This window comes from Peptoniphilus indolicus (genome assembly GCF_900454665.1).
Lineage (GTDB): Bacteria > Bacillota > Clostridia > Tissierellales > Peptoniphilaceae > Peptoniphilus > Peptoniphilus indolicus.
On record NZ_UGTH01000001.1, the window covers coordinates 2,148,722 to 2,163,459 of the forward strand.

Consider the following 14,738-nt stretch of genomic DNA (forward strand, 5'->3'; position numbering starts at 1 on the left):
ATATTATTATAGTTACTCTCCGATTTTCGGATTTCTAGAAATCTGTTATTCGGAGTTCTTGAATTCCGATTTTCGGAAGTCTGGACTTCTGATTTTAGAGATCAGATTTTGTATTATTAGTTATATTTAAAATTTATATACACTCACTTCTTAGAAAAAAAGAGCAGCCTTTTAAGCTACTCTTATAGAAAGTACAAAATGAGTTAATTATATTTTTTGTGTTTCCTCATACCAGTTGTAAAACTACTCTTACATCCATGTAGTTTTTTTGAGTCTTTTTTACATATCCTTCTTCATCTTTATCGAAGACAAAATGCTTATAAAACTGCTTAAAATGCAGGATTTCTAAATTTATATCTTTTGTATCAACGCTATAGTCTCCACATGAACGCTGTTGCAGAACATATCAACTGGCTGGATTTTTTCAATTTTATATCCTTTAAAAAGTTTTAAATCTCTTGCTTGTGTTGATGGGTTGCAAGATATATATACTATTCTCTCTGGCATGACTTCATTTATTTTTTCTATAACTGTTTCGTCCACTCCTGCTCGTGGAGGGTCTAACATTATTTTATTAAATTTTGTTCCTTCTTTTATTAAGGAGTCTATAATGTCTTCAACTCTTCCGGCAATAAATCTAGTGTTGTGTTTATTGTTTAATTCTGAATTTTGTCTTGCATTTTCAACTGCCGCTTCAACAACTTCAACTCCAACAACTTCTTTGGCGTCTGTCATCAATAAACTTATAGAACCTATCCCACTGTATAAATCCATAATCACATCATCTGGTTTTATCCCCATATATTCTATTGCCGTATTGTAAAGTTTTTCAGTCTGTATCCTGTTCACTTGGAAAAATGATTCTGGCGATAGTCTAAACTTAAGACCAAAAAGTTCGTCTTCTATATAATCTTCGCCATAAATTTTCTTAAACTCTCTACCAAATCTAAATCTTTCATTTTTTCTATAATTTACGAACAGACTTCTTAAATTCAAATCTAAAAGCTCACTCAAAAGACCATTTACTTTTTTCACTTCATTTTTGGTTATCAAAACAATCATTAGCTCAGCTTTTTTATTCTGTCTTATGACTATTTCATCTACGCTTCTAAGTCCTTTCCAATTTTTCAAGACTTCAATTGCTCTATTTATTTCTTTTTCGGCTATTATACATCTTTTTACTTCGACCAAAGTCTTGCTATTCTTTGAAAAGTAACCGAGTTTTCCATCTACTACTTTAAGTTGAATATGATTTCTATAGTAAAAAGGATTTTCCATACCAATAGTGTTTTCTACTTTTGTATCTATTCCGCCTATTTTATTCATAGTGTCTGAAACATTATCTCGCTTCCATTTTTTTTGCATTGAATATTTGTATTCTAAAAAATCACATCCACCACATTTTTTAGAGTATGGACATTTTGAAACAACTCTATCTTCAGATTCTTTTACAATATCTAAAATTTTTGCTACATCAAATTTCTTTTTAGACTCCACAACTTCAAAAGAGACGGTGTCTCCTATTACGCCACCGTCTAAAAAAACTGATTTACCATCGTATCTTCCAAAGCCTCTGCCTTTATGGTCAAAATCTATAATCTTAATTTCCATTTTTCAACTCTATCTTGTTAGGATATAAATCCACCTTTCTCTGTCTATAAAGGTTCCCTTCTGCTCTTTTAAATGCTGATTTTGAAAGCCCTGTAACTTCTTTTATTATCTCAGGGTCAGTCTTATCACCAATGTTTAAAACTCCGCCGTTGTCTTCTATCATCTCAAGTAGCATATCTGCATCTGAGTGCATTTGTTTATATGCTTTTTCTCTCAAAGTTAAAGTAATTCTGTCGTCTTTTAAAATTCTCTGGATTCTAGCTTCAACTACATCCCCAACTTTATATATTCCTTTTACTTCTTCTTTTAGTACAAGTCCGTCATATTTTCCATCTATTGCAACGTGTGCTCCTCTTGAATCTAAAAGATAAATTGTTCCCTTTACAATATCATTTACTTTAAACTTGTCATTTCTCTTAAGTTTTTCTTTTATATCCATACTCACGCAATATCTATCAGATTTATCTATATAAAGCGTCATTAAGTAGCTTTCTCCAACGTCTATTCTGCCTGCCCTCTCTTGGTATGGCAAAAAGATATCTTTATCCAAACCTATATCTACAAAGTATCCAACGCCTGCCTTGCCGACAACTTTTAGTTCTTTAACTTGACCTACTTCTATATATGGTTTTTCTAATGTTGCAACTCTTCTGTCTTTTGAAGTGTCATATATAAATGCACTGACCACCTCTCCAACTTCAAGATTTCTCTTTTCTTTTAATTCTATTTCTTCTCTACCATCTGTTAATATAACTTTTGGTCTTGATTTCTTCACTGTTAAATTATGTCTACCTAATCTCATAGTCCCTCTTTCTGTCTATACTATCTCTTATCACCGGAAAAATTCTAACGTTTTTTAAAATTTTTATTCCTAAATCATAAAACTCATCTAATACGGCTAAATCTGCAACAATCTTAAATGCTGCCGGAACATTGTCGAGTATATATAATTGAGTTAGCAACATCCCAAATTTTATACACTCAATGCTGTTCGTATCTCTCATAAGTAAAATTGACAATCCAACTAATCTATCTTCTTTAAATTCTTCTAATGAAAATAGCCTTGCGCTGAATTCGTCCCATATATTTTCTGCTATATGATATCTAAAATACTCTGTAAACTCTGCTATTGATTCTTTATCTCTCTCATAGTAATCCATTACAGCTTTTAACAACTCTTCCGTCCCTGTTCTGTCTTCCTTCGCTCTATACTCTGTAATGTCTCCTATTTTATTCTCAATGAGCCTTTGATATATCGAATCTTTTCTACTCATCTAACTTCAATCCTTTTAAAAGATTTCCCAATGTGTTATTTATGCTCGTGTCTTCTTGTTTATTTAAAAACTTTTTAACTTCACCCTTTTTAGGTTGATTTGCCTTTTCTTTAAATTTCTTTTCCATGGCTTCTTTTGAAGTTCTATACCCACAAGTTTCACATACATATTGTCCACTTCCCATTAATAATTTTAATCTCTTGTGACAATTTGGACATCTAGATTTTGTCATAACTGAAATAACTTTTCTGCCGCTGCAGTTTGGGTCCTGACAAACCAACATCTCTTTTTCTTTTCTATTAACTCTCAACATGGATTTTCCACACACATCACATTTTGTAGAGGTTAAGTTTTGATGTCGATATTGTTTGTCTGAGGTAAGTATTTCTCCAACGCTCTCTTTAGAATAATTTTTGATTTCTTTTAAAAACTCTTCTGCCTTGAGCTCGCCCTTTTCTATACTTAAAAGTTTTTGTTCCCAATCAGCTGTCATCTTAGGACTTTTAAGTTTATCAGGCACTATTTCTAAAAGTTGTCTACCTTTTGAAGTTATCTTTATTTTTCCGTCCACATTTTCTATTAAATCAGCACTATAGAGTTTCTCTATTATATCACCCCTTGTGGCAACTGTCCCTATTCCACCGGTAGATTTTAAAATTTTTGTCTCTTTTCCCGATAAATCTTTGATGTGTGAAGTTGGGTTTTCCATTGCAAGTAAAAGAGTACCTTCATTATAATATTCAGGTTGTCTGTTGTGATGTGTGTTGACTTTTAGTTCGTCTATGATAATTTTTTTATCACTAATTTTATATTCATCAACTTTTGCTCTAAGTTCAATATCTCCTGCTTTAGCTGTTACTGTAGTTTCATAGTATTCTTCCGGCGGGAGTAGATTTTCTATAAATCTCTTTGCTACTAAATCAAATATTTTAAACTCTTTGTCGGAGAGCTCTTCAATTCTCAACGGCTCTTCTGTCGGAATTATTGCGTGGTGGTCAGAAACTTTTTTATCATCCACAAATCTGTTAGATGCCTTTATTCCATTTTTTCTTATCTCTCTTATATCTTCTCTATAATTTTTTATATTTATTGCACTCAACCTGTCTTCAAGTGTTGGCACTATATCTTCAGTTAAATATCTTGAATCGGTTCTTGGATAAGTCAACACTTTGTGTCTTTCGTATAGAGTTTGCATTAAATTAAGTGTTTCCTTAGCTGAGTATCCAAACTTTGCATTCGCATCTTTTTGTAAATTTGTTAAGTCATATAGTTGCGACGGGTATTTCTTTTTCACTTTTGTATCTGTGTCTATAACTTCTATGCTTCTATCAAATTTATTTTTTAAATCTTCTATTTCACTTTTATCTTTATAATTTACGTTTTTAACAGGTTTAAATTCAACTCCACCTGCCATTATACTTAAACTATAGTATTCTTCTTGTTTAAAATTATTTATTTCATCTTCTCTTAACTTTATTAAATTTAAAGTTGGAGTTTGCACCCTACCACATGACAGGCTCGCATTGTGCTTAACTGTTAAAGCTCGGCTGGCATTTATCCCAACAATCCAATCAGCTTGGCTTCTAGCGTCTGCTGAGCTATATAAATTTAAATAGTCATCGCCTGATTTTAGATTTTTAAATCCTTCTTTGATAGCTTTATCCGTAACCGATGAAATCCACAATCTCTTCAAAGGTTTTCTATTTCCACTCATCTTCAAAATCAGCCTTGCAACTAATTCGCCCTCTCTTCCGGCATCAGTTGCAATAACTATTTCAGAAACATCTTTTCTATTTATAAGTTCTTTTACAATATTAAATTGAGCTTTAGAAGATTGTATTACCTTTAATTTCATATGTTCAGGAATTATTGGCAAGTCTTCTGCTCTCCATTTTTCGTAAGTCTTGTTGTATTCCTCAGGTGTAGCTAAAGTTACAAGATGCCCAAGAGCCCAAGTTACAATTCTTTCGTCAGATTCTAAATATCCCTTTCTATTCCCCTTCACATTTAATACTCTTGCAATATCTCTTGCCACTGAAGGTTTTTCAGCTAAAATTAAACTTTTTCCCATGACATCCTCCTAATCTCTACTAATTTTACCATATTAAACATCTTCTTTAAAAATTTTTTATATTATGTTAAATTTAAAGTGAAAGGAAAAATAAAAATGATAAAAATTTTTGCAACTACTGATATACACGGGAAGTTATATCCCTATGATTACAGGACTATGTCCGAATCAAATTCTTCAATATGCCATGTCAAAACTCTTATAGATTCTCTTTCAGATGAAAATTCTATAATTGTTGATAATGGAGATTTAATACAAGGGAATTTTGTAGAAAATTTTGTAGATAAATATAATCCTGCAATCATGTCTATAAATGAAATTGGCTATGATATATGGAACATGGGCAACCATGAATTTAATTTCGGCGAAAAAAATCTTCTTAAAAATGTAGCTGCTTTTAAAAATTCTGCGCTAATAGCTAACATAGACCATCCGATTATGAATAGCTATAAAATTATAGAAGTAAACGGAATTAAGATTGCCTTTATAGGAATAGATACGCTAATGGTAAATTCTTTTGGAAATGATTTGTTAAACCATCCTCCAATAGTAGACCCTGTGGAAACTTTAAACGAACTAATGCCAAAAATAAAACCTATTTCAGATGTAATAGTCGGGCTTTTTCACGTTGGTATGAAAGATGAAAATTCAACGCTTCACACCGGAGTTGAGTCCATTTTAAAAGATTTAAAAATTCCATTTGATGTGATTATAGCAGGCCATACACACGAAGAAATAGAAAAAAAATATATTGGAGAAACTTTGATAACTCAGCCGGGAGCTTATGCTAAATCCGTCTCTCTTGTTGAACTTGAATTTTTAAATAAATCTTTAATAAATAAAAACTCTAAGCTTATACAATCAAAGAATTTTTATCCTGATATTGATTTACTTGAAAAACTTCTACCGTTCCACCGTAACATATATGACAATATTTGTCGAACTATAGGTTATTTGGAAAATGTTGAGGGAGATTATGACTACGACTTAGAAGATGGACCGCTTATTCATCTGTTTACAAATGCCATATCTTCTTACTATCCATGTGATGTGATGGCTTTTCAATTCGATTTTAAAAATCCAGTTTTAAAAAACGGACCTTTGACACTTAGCGAGCTTTCAAAAATATATTCTTATACCGGTGGAGAAGTCACTGTTTATAAAATCACTGGTGAACAACTTAGAAAATATATAAATTGGAGTTACAGATACTTTTCTTTAATTAATGGACATGTTGAAGTTTCAAAAAGACGTGCTCGTTTTAAATATAAAACATTAGATATTTTTGGAAATATTCAATATACTATTGATTTGGATAAAGAAGATGTTGTCTACGATTTAAAATATGCTTCAGGTCAACCAATTTTAGATTCAGACTTTTTGACAATAGGTATGAACCAATATCGAATGAACTACCTAACTTGTGATAGAGGCCCTTTAAAAAATACATTTGCTCAAAAAATAATTTCATCAACAGAAACTAAAAACAATGGCAAATTTGGAACTATCAGAGAACTTGTGGAGCAATATTTAAAAAGCTTACCTAACGAAACTTTTGTATACAATGGAACTAAATTATTTAAAGTTCTTCAGAAAAAAAAGACAATGGAAATTTAATTCTCCACTGTCTTTTTATTCTTACTCTTTTCTTTACTTGCAACCATTTCTTTTGCACTATCTTTTTCTTTAGTGCCAACTAAAATAACCTTATCTTTAGGCAAGTAATATGAGTTTGAAATTTTTTCAGTTGTCTCTGTTTCACCTTTTTTTAACTTTTTATAAGTTGCATAAGAATAACCTTTTGCTCCAGAAGATTCAACTTCTTCTTCATTTTCATATAATTTATATGTGAATTTTTTTACAGTCTTTGGGCTTTCAACTCCCAATAATTTCGTAAATATTTCAACATCATATATCTTATCTGCTTTATTCCCAAAAACTTGGAATGTTAGTTTCTTTCCATCAGCCTCTGACTTTAAATAAATTCTGTGCGGCAAATTATTAGTAAATTTTAAATCCTTATATCCTTCAACAACGGCTGCGTCAGTTCCTATATCTACATAAGCTATCGGTCTTGTGTGGTTGTGTCTTTCATCTATTTGTAAGTTTGATAATAAAAGTGCATTGTATAGAGTTGTAGACACTTGACAAATTCCGCCGCCAACTCCTTGTTCAAGTTCCCCATTTACTAAAACTCCTGCCTTTTGAAATCCATTTTTTACAGAAATTTCACCAACAGTTCCGTTAAAAGAAATATTTTGTGATGGTTCTACTACCAGCCCATTAAAAAATTGTGCTCCAATTGCCACATTTGCTTTTCTTCCAGCTGCTGAAGTAGAATAGTCAGTTGTAAATTCACTTAAAATTGCATCTATCCCCTCAAATTTTTCTTCTGTAACTTTTGGATATGAAATATTTACTTTTAGAGGGATAACTTCGTTTTTACTTATGTTTGACAATATACTATCTCTTGTTGTGTTCACATCTAAATATCTTCCGGTTTCAGATTTTAAAACTTTAAACTCTTTTTCTTTTGTAGTTACAACATCTGCATTTACAGGTTCTTTAAATACTTTGTCTGTCAAATATGCCAAAGACTTATCTAAACTACTAACTTCAAATCCTTCATTTAATGTTATATTTTTTTGATAAAACGGTGTAACTATATTTATATAATCTATAAACACATTCCCAGTTCTACCAACGTCATAAGCCCTTTCAACTGCCGTCTTTATATCTGCATTATATCCCAGTTGTTCATAAGGAATTTCTATAGTTTTATCTTCTAACAAGAAAGACATATTTTTATTTTTTAAATCTTCCGTCTTTTGTTTTGATAATTTTTCATAAGCCTCTTGTTTTGATAACTTAGAAAGGTCTATATCGCCTACCCTAACTCCTCCGTATATGTTAGTGCTTTTACTTACATTTCCATAATAAAGAAGTGAAATTAAAAATATAACACCCACACACATAGCAGCTACAACTCTCTTGTCCTTCATCTTTTCTGAAATTTTATTACCCATTATTTCCTCCCAAATAATGTCTACAGTAATCAATTATATTGCAATTCTCACATAGTGGTTTTCTTGCTTTACAAACTCTTCTCCCATGAAAGATTAAAGTATGATGCGCTAAAGTCCACCTACTCTTATCTATCTTCTTTTGAAGTGCTAACTCCGTCTTTTCAACGTCCTTTTCATTTACAAAACCAATCCTATTTGACAATCTAAATACATGAGTATCTACAGCAATTGCCGGCACTCCAAAACAATTAGATGCAACGACATTTGCAGTTTTTCTACCCACACCAGGCAATTGCATCAATTCTTCAATTATATTTGGAACTTCCGAATTGTACTCGCTTATCAAAACTTCAGACGCACTCAAAATATTTTTGGCTTTATTATTATAAAATCCACATGGTTTTATCCATCTCTTTATCTCTTCAAGCCCCATCTCCACAAATTGCTCAGGAGTGTTGGCAACTTTAAAAAGTTCTTCAGTAACTGCATTAACTCTAACATCAGTACACTGAGCCGACAATATGGTGGCTATTAACAATTCAAACGGAGTTCTATGCTCCAATTCACATCTCGCATCCGGATGTAATTCTTCTAATAAATCTAAAACTTCATCAGCTTCTTTTTTAGTTAAAATCTTTCTCATCAATACATCTCTATATCCATTTCCACAATCTCTACATCTCCAAACACATCTATATAATCCACACACTTATTTATTATTTTATCAGCGTGCTTTGAATCATTAGATACTACCGCAATCCCTATAACAGCACTTTGCCAAAGGTCATTATCTCCAACTTCGGCTATTGAAATATTTTTAAATTTGCTTTGCATTTTTTGAATTAGAGATTTTAAAATTCTTCTTTTCTCTTTTAAACTGTTTGTCGAAAATATTCTAAGTTTCACCTTACACCCTACTATAACCATAAATTTATTATATCACAAACGTAAATTTTATAATTATAAAATTAATGATTGACACCAGTTATAACTGTTATTATAATTTAATCAATAACAATAACAGTTATAACTGAGAGGTGATTTTATGGACAAATTAAATAACGAAAAATTACCTATATACATGCAGATAGTTGAAAAATTTAAACATGATATTTTAACGGGACGTTTGAAAAGTGATGAACCTCTTCCATCTATGCGCAGCCTTTCAAAAACTATGAATGTTTCGCTGGTAACAGCTAAGAAAGCTTATGACACTATGGAAGAATTAGGACTTTCATATACGATTCCCGGCAAAGGTACTTTTGTAAATTATCAAAATTTAGAAACTATCAAAGAGTATAAGATGATGGAATTAGAAGAAAAATTATCAGAAATGCTAATTGATGCAAAAAATCATGGTATTTCTAAAAACCAAATTATCGAATTATTAAATTTATTGTGAGGTGTATGTACTATGTTAGAACTTTTAAATGTATCAAAAGATTATTATGATTTCGAATTTGAGCTTAAAAATGTAAGTTTTTCTCTTGATGAAGGATATGTAATGGGTCTTATAGGTCCAAATGGCTCTGGTAAAACTACCATAATCAATTTAATTATGAATATAATTTTTCCTACGGGAGGAGAAATAAAAATATTTGGCTTAGATAACATTCCTGCAAATAATGTAGAAATTAAAGACAAAATTGGATTTGTATTTGACCAAAATATACTCCCTACGAATTTTAATCTTTCAAAAATGGAAGCAATTCATAAAGTAGTGTTTTCAAATTTCGACCAAGAATATTTTAATGAGTTAGTAAAACGTTTGAATATAAGTAAAGAAAAGAGCTTTAAAGATTTATCTAAAGGACAAAATATGAAAGTTCAAATCGCACTTGCTCTGAGCCACAATGCCAAATTAATAATTATGGATGAGCCCACTGCCGGACTAGATCCTATCGTAAGACGTGAAACTTTAAAAATATTGCGTGAGTACAGAGACAGAACAAATTGCTCAATTCTATACTCAACACATTTGACAGAAGATTTAGAAACTTTTGCCGATTATCTAACTTTTATAAATAAAGGAAGATTGGTCTTCTCTCAAGATATTGAATCTATTAGAGAAAACTATAAAATAATTAAAACTTATCTTTCTGAAGCAAAGGTATTTAACAAAGACTTATTCTTAGGTTATGAAGAAGATGAATCTTTCTTTGTTGGGCTTGTTTCAAAAGAAAATTTACCTGAAGGGGTTCCTTTTAGCGACGCAACAATTCAAGACATAATGTACTACGGAGGACGAAAATAATGTCTGACTTTAAAAAAATGTATAAAATAATTCTTATAAATTCTGAATATGTCTTTAAAGTATTTTTTTCTATATATACATTTTTTTTAGCTATTAAATTTTTTCAGTGGGTTGGAAATCCAGAACAGCTATTTAATTTCTTCACTGTAGAATTTATTCTTATACTGTGTATACTTGGGCAAGTATCTCTACCTGCTATTTTAAATTATGATTTAAAAGTGCTAAAAACACTTCCTTTTTATAATTTAAACTTGTATCCACTTGCAAGCTTTCTAGGATTGTTGACAACGGTAATGCCTTATATAGTAATATACATAGCTTTTCAGAAATTATTAGGACTTACAGTTAACTATAACTTTATGTTACTATTAATAAATTCTGTGCTATTTTTATTCATTTACCAAATATTTGGCAAACTTAAATCTGAATTTTTATTTATAAATACCTTAGCTATCTATATTGTAGTTTCAATCTTTTTTATATTGTCATTAATACATCCTTTTAGTAGTGATATTTATAATGTTATATTTTATGTACAAATTGGTTTAATTATATTGGCAGTAGCGAGTTTTATATACGCTGGTGCACTAATTAATCCTTGGAAAGATAATTATAAAAAAATATCTAAAATAGAAAATTATAAATCCAAGAAAGAATTAAATAAACTTAATGCCGATGTCCTAAAGATTGAAAATATGAAATTGACAAAACTCATAGCCTATTTGAAATGGACTTCACATTCAAATATTCTATTTGTTTATTTACTATTTATGGGAATTGCTGTTGCTATAACTATATTTAATAAATCTTCTATAACCAGTGGAAATAACTTTTATCTTATGTATACTATATTACTCTTTCTCTTCATCTATGAAAACGGGAGTAGTATGTTGTCGCTAATTGGACTACCTATAACTCCAAGACAAATATACATAACCACTCTTAAAATGAGAATATTAATTATAGTGTTAACTTCAATCCTGTATATATACGTGGAATATTTGCTCATTGGCAAAATATTTTTAAGTGCATATTTAGTTCAATATATGATACTGCTACTATTTTTAATGCTACTTGAACTTACTTATATACCAGTCAGAGCAAATTATGAAATCTTTTTTAGAATTTTTATAATACTTGCTCCTACATTTGCTCGTATCCCTATTGTAAATGCCAATACTAAAATTTTTCTTAGATTAGATTTTGTGGTCTTGCTTATTTTGATAAGCTTAATTATATATAAAATTAAGACTATAAACAAAAATTGTGCCGATTTAAATTTGAAAAAAGAAAAGACAGGAGATAAAAAATGAAAGATTTAAAAAAATTATTAAAAATTTGTTTTTATCCTTCTCTATATTATGCAAAAATAATTTTCTTAATGTATTTAGGATATTTAGCTTTAAATATTTTTGGATATATAATTAACCCTGAACTGAATAAAGAATCAGATTTGTTAAAAATTGTGTTGCATATAGCTTTGATAGGTCAAATGTTATTTATAACAACTCTGCCTTATAAAAAAACTATATTAGCAACCATGCCAATTGAAAAAATCTATCTTTATCCAATAGCAACTACAATTGTATATTTATTCATTAATCTTTTATATATAGTTCCTTTTTGGATTTATGAAGCTTATCTTGGATTACAAATCTCATGGTATCTAATCATAAGATTTCTAAATATTTCTATTATAATAGAATTTTTTAAGCTGATGAATATGAGGTTTGAAAAATCTCCATTCATAGACAACAGTTCATTTGGTATATACTTAATGTATCTTATAATAAATCCAATACTTATATTTATTACAAGATACACAAATAGCTCCATTATATTAATGTTTCCGTTAACTATGTTTGGTATCTTAGTAGCTTATATCATTTTAAATTGGGGTTGGATAAAAGAAAAGAAATCTAAACGCAAAAAATATAATGTAATGGAAATTTTTAAATTAAATTTTGATAATAACAACATAAGTTCTTTAATTAGCAAATTAAAATGGACATCAATAGACCCTATACCATTACTGCTTATGGTAATTTATATACCTTTTAAAGGTTTTGATTATTTGACATCAGGAGCTAACTACAATCTTCTATTTTTTAGTATTGCCATTATAGGATTTTATGAAAATGGCAACAATATACTATCTATAGTTGGACTTCCAGTAACTCCAAGAGAAATTTATTTGGTAAATTTAAAAACCAAAATAAAAATTATATTCTCTGTATTAGTAGTATCTATGCTTTTTGATATATTTTTCAACGGTGTAATAATCCCTGAAACTTACCTATTAAATTTCGTATGGATATTTGGAATAATCTTAGCTAATGAATTATTTTACTCTATCTATAGAGTAATCAATACTTCCTACGCAGTTATAAGCGTAGCAATTCTTCTATTCGCAAAAAGCTCTACTATGAATACTAATGTATTTTTATTAATATTTTTAAATTTAGCATTTCTTATTGGTATTTATCCAATTGTTAAATTTAACCTTAAAAATATAAATACATTAAGGGATGATTTGACAGACGTATTAAAATTAAAATCCAACTAGGAGGCTTGATATGAAAAATTTAAAAAATATGTATTTAATGAACTTAAAAGCTTCTACTTTTAACGTTAGAGTTATATTTTCTATATTCTTTGTATTTATGCTTATTAATGCAATCAATGTATATAATGGAAATAGTTCATCTAGTGAATTGAACACAATCTACCTGCTTGGTGTAATTTTTCAGTTTATATCACTTAGAAGATTGCCCTATGACAGAAAAATATTGTCAACTATTCCATTAGAGAAAATAAATCTCTATCCTATAGCTTATACATTATTTACAGTAACTTTATTTTTAATTTACACTGCTGTATTCGCTATATGTGGATACATTACTGCTGAGACAATAGAAATTAATTTAATTTTAATTTTGGCTATATTAGTATTAATCTACTCAATATTCAAGCTTTTTAAGAAATTTAATATATTTTCTATGTCAATTGGAATAGTGATATTCTATTATTTAAAAAACACAAATTTTATTTTAAATGAGAAATATTTGGTTATGGGAATTTGTTTGATTTTAATTTTTATAATTTTGTTATGTTTTATAGATATTAATTATTTAAATGTCAAAAATAAAAAATCAAAATTTAAAAATAATTTTAAATTTTCTATATTTAAAAACAGTGAAACTAAGGTTAAAAATATAAATGATGCTATTAATTTAAACTCTTATACTTCAGAACTAAAATATATACTTATTTGTTCAGTGCTGTGTATTTTTATTAAGCCTAGACTATTTACATTTATAGTGTCTATGGTAATTATGCTTGATAATCCTATTAACTCAATGGCATTGTTAGGGCTGCCTATTACAAAACAAAAAATTTACATTACTAAACTAGTTAATAGAATGTATTTTGTCGTATCAATCTTAGCTATTGGATTTGTATTGAGTTATTTTAATCTGTTTAATATAGATATCAAATATATGATTCTAACATTAACCGGCACACTATACTTTATGATGTTTTATGAAAGGTCTTATACTGTTTTTAGATTAAAACGTCCTTTTTGGTTAGTACCGTTAATAATAATTATATATTATTTTTTACTTATGTTGCTAATAAACATAAATATAGATAGACTTTTAATTATAAATGGTGGTAATTTGCTTTTATTGACAATTATAATATTTTTTAAATATAAGCTTTTAAAAAAAGAAATGGTCGATATGAATCTATATTCTAATTAGGAATTAAAAATTCATCACAAATAAAAATTTTTAAAACTTTCACAAGACCTCATAAGATATTAAACTCATAGAATTTTGATCATAAATAATACTAACTGAGCGATTAAACTCAGTTAGTTAAGTAGGCTAATATAAATTTTCAATTAAATCTATTAATTTTTCTTTTTACTAATAATATCTAAAATAGAATTTGATTCCATAAAATTAATAGTATTAATTAAATTATCAACATTTATTTTATCTACATCGTCAATATAAATATATTTAACGGTTATATCTGTTATAAGATTGGAATATAGAGTAGATAGAGTACTTATGTTAAGTAGTGGATAAGATTCATTATGGTCAAATCCTATGCTATTTAATAAGTAGTGGATAATCTTTTTTACTGATTTTGTAAAAGAATTTTTAAAAGAATTTAACCCTTCTACTTTGAAAGCTCTTCTATACAACTTTATATCGCTAAATATAAACATAAACACTAATTTCATAGCTTCATTGTACATATAGACATCAATCAAAGATATAGCATTAGAAACTAACTCAGTTTCTAGAATATATTCAAAAACTTCATCTTTATCCCTAAAATGATTATAAAAAGTTGGTCTTATAAATCCCGCACCATCTGTTATCATTTTTATGGTGATTTTTTCATAATCAGTAGTTTTAACTAACTCCTTAAAACTATCCACAATCAAGTCTTTTGCAGAATTTCTATTCATTTTCATCACCATTTTT

14 protein-coding genes are annotated in these 14,738 nt (G+C 28.9%); 6 read left to right on the plus strand and 8 right to left on the minus strand.

All coding sequences use genetic code 11. The features are described from left to right. Window positions 1-351: 351 nt before the first annotated feature. The 4 genes from rlmD to DYE58_RS10465 are packed head-to-tail and all read right to left on the minus strand — an operon-like array spanning window position 352 to window position 4,956. Window positions 352-1,611, minus strand: a complete 1,260-nt coding sequence (gene rlmD, locus DYE58_RS10450; protein ID WP_004822260.1) for a 23S rRNA (uracil(1939)-C(5))-methyltransferase RlmD — start codon at window positions 1,609-1,611, stop codon at window positions 352-354. Next, window positions 1,601-2,413, minus strand: coding sequence for a CvfB family protein (locus DYE58_RS10455; protein WP_004822262.1), 813 nt, complete (start codon window positions 2,411-2,413; stop codon window positions 1,601-1,603). The genes rlmD and DYE58_RS10455 overlap by 11 nt, the downstream gene beginning before the upstream one ends. Next, window positions 2,400-2,885, minus strand: a complete 486-nt coding sequence (locus DYE58_RS10460; protein WP_004822264.1) for a hypothetical protein — start codon at window positions 2,883-2,885, stop codon at window positions 2,400-2,402. Before DYE58_RS10460 ends, DYE58_RS10455 begins: the two co-directional genes overlap by 14 nt. Then, window positions 2,878-4,956: a DNA topoisomerase gene (locus tag DYE58_RS10465; protein ID WP_004822267.1), complete on the minus strand. Its 2,079-nt coding sequence runs from the start codon at window positions 4,954-4,956 to the stop codon at window positions 2,878-2,880. The genes DYE58_RS10460 and DYE58_RS10465 overlap by 8 nt, the downstream gene beginning before the upstream one ends. Window positions 4,957-5,052: 96 nt before the next feature. Here DYE58_RS10465 and DYE58_RS10470 point away from each other — a divergent pair, with 96 nt between their 5' ends. Continuing rightward, window positions 5,053-6,573: a bifunctional metallophosphatase/5'-nucleotidase gene (locus DYE58_RS10470; RefSeq protein WP_115312296.1), complete on the plus strand. Its 1,521-nt coding sequence runs from the start codon at window positions 5,053-5,055 to the stop codon at window positions 6,571-6,573. Here DYE58_RS10470 and DYE58_RS10475 read toward each other — a convergent pair. Genes DYE58_RS10475 through DYE58_RS10485 form a run of 3 tightly spaced genes read right to left on the minus strand, consistent with a single transcriptional unit; the run spans window position 6,570 to window position 8,888 of the window. Further along, window positions 6,570-7,982, minus strand: coding sequence for a VanW family protein (locus tag DYE58_RS10475; RefSeq protein ID WP_004822271.1), 1,413 nt, complete (start codon window positions 7,980-7,982; stop codon window positions 6,570-6,572). The two genes, DYE58_RS10470 and DYE58_RS10475, sit on opposite strands and share 4 nt — an antisense overlap. After that, on the minus strand, window positions 7,975-8,625 hold the full coding sequence (gene nth, locus DYE58_RS10480) for an endonuclease III (RefSeq protein ID WP_004822272.1): 651 nt from the start codon (window positions 8,623-8,625) through the stop codon (window positions 7,975-7,977). Before nth ends, DYE58_RS10475 begins: the two co-directional genes overlap by 8 nt. Then, window positions 8,625-8,888, minus strand: coding sequence for a DUF503 domain-containing protein (locus tag DYE58_RS10485; RefSeq protein WP_245946096.1), 264 nt, complete (start codon window positions 8,886-8,888; stop codon window positions 8,625-8,627). The genes nth and DYE58_RS10485 overlap by 1 nt, the downstream gene beginning before the upstream one ends. Window positions 8,889-9,027: 139 nt before the next feature. Here DYE58_RS10485 and DYE58_RS10490 point away from each other — a divergent pair, with 139 nt between their 5' ends. Genes DYE58_RS10490 through DYE58_RS10510 form a run of 5 tightly spaced genes read left to right on the plus strand, consistent with a single transcriptional unit; the run spans window position 9,028 to window position 14,000 of the window. Then, window positions 9,028-9,384: a GntR family transcriptional regulator gene (locus DYE58_RS10490; protein WP_004822276.1), complete on the plus strand. Its 357-nt coding sequence runs from the start codon at window positions 9,028-9,030 to the stop codon at window positions 9,382-9,384. Between the two features lie 12 nt (window positions 9,385-9,396). Next, the gene (locus tag DYE58_RS10495) at window positions 9,397-10,236 is read left to right on the plus strand and encodes an ABC transporter ATP-binding protein (RefSeq protein WP_004822278.1); all 840 of its coding nucleotides are present in this window, start codon (window positions 9,397-9,399) and stop codon (window positions 10,234-10,236) included. Further along, the gene (locus DYE58_RS10500) at window positions 10,236-11,549 is read left to right on the plus strand and encodes a hypothetical protein (RefSeq protein WP_004822279.1); all 1,314 of its coding nucleotides are present in this window, start codon (window positions 10,236-10,238) and stop codon (window positions 11,547-11,549) included. The genes DYE58_RS10495 and DYE58_RS10500 overlap by 1 nt, the downstream gene beginning before the upstream one ends. Then, window positions 11,546-12,802: a hypothetical protein gene (locus DYE58_RS10505; RefSeq protein ID WP_004822282.1), complete on the plus strand. Its 1,257-nt coding sequence runs from the start codon at window positions 11,546-11,548 to the stop codon at window positions 12,800-12,802. Before DYE58_RS10500 ends, DYE58_RS10505 begins: the two co-directional genes overlap by 4 nt. A gap of 10 nt (window positions 12,803-12,812) precedes the next feature. Then, a complete protein-coding gene (locus DYE58_RS10510) occupies window positions 12,813-14,000 on the plus strand; it encodes a hypothetical protein (protein WP_115312297.1) in 1,188 nt (395 codons plus the stop codon). A 152-nt stretch (window positions 14,001-14,152) separates the two neighbouring features. Here DYE58_RS10510 and DYE58_RS10515 read toward each other — a convergent pair whose 3' ends face one another. Continuing rightward, a complete protein-coding gene (locus DYE58_RS10515; RefSeq protein ID WP_172463335.1) occupies window positions 14,153-14,722 on the minus strand; it encodes a TetR family transcriptional regulator in 570 nt (189 codons plus the stop codon). Between the last annotated feature and the right edge of the window lie 16 nt (window positions 14,723-14,738).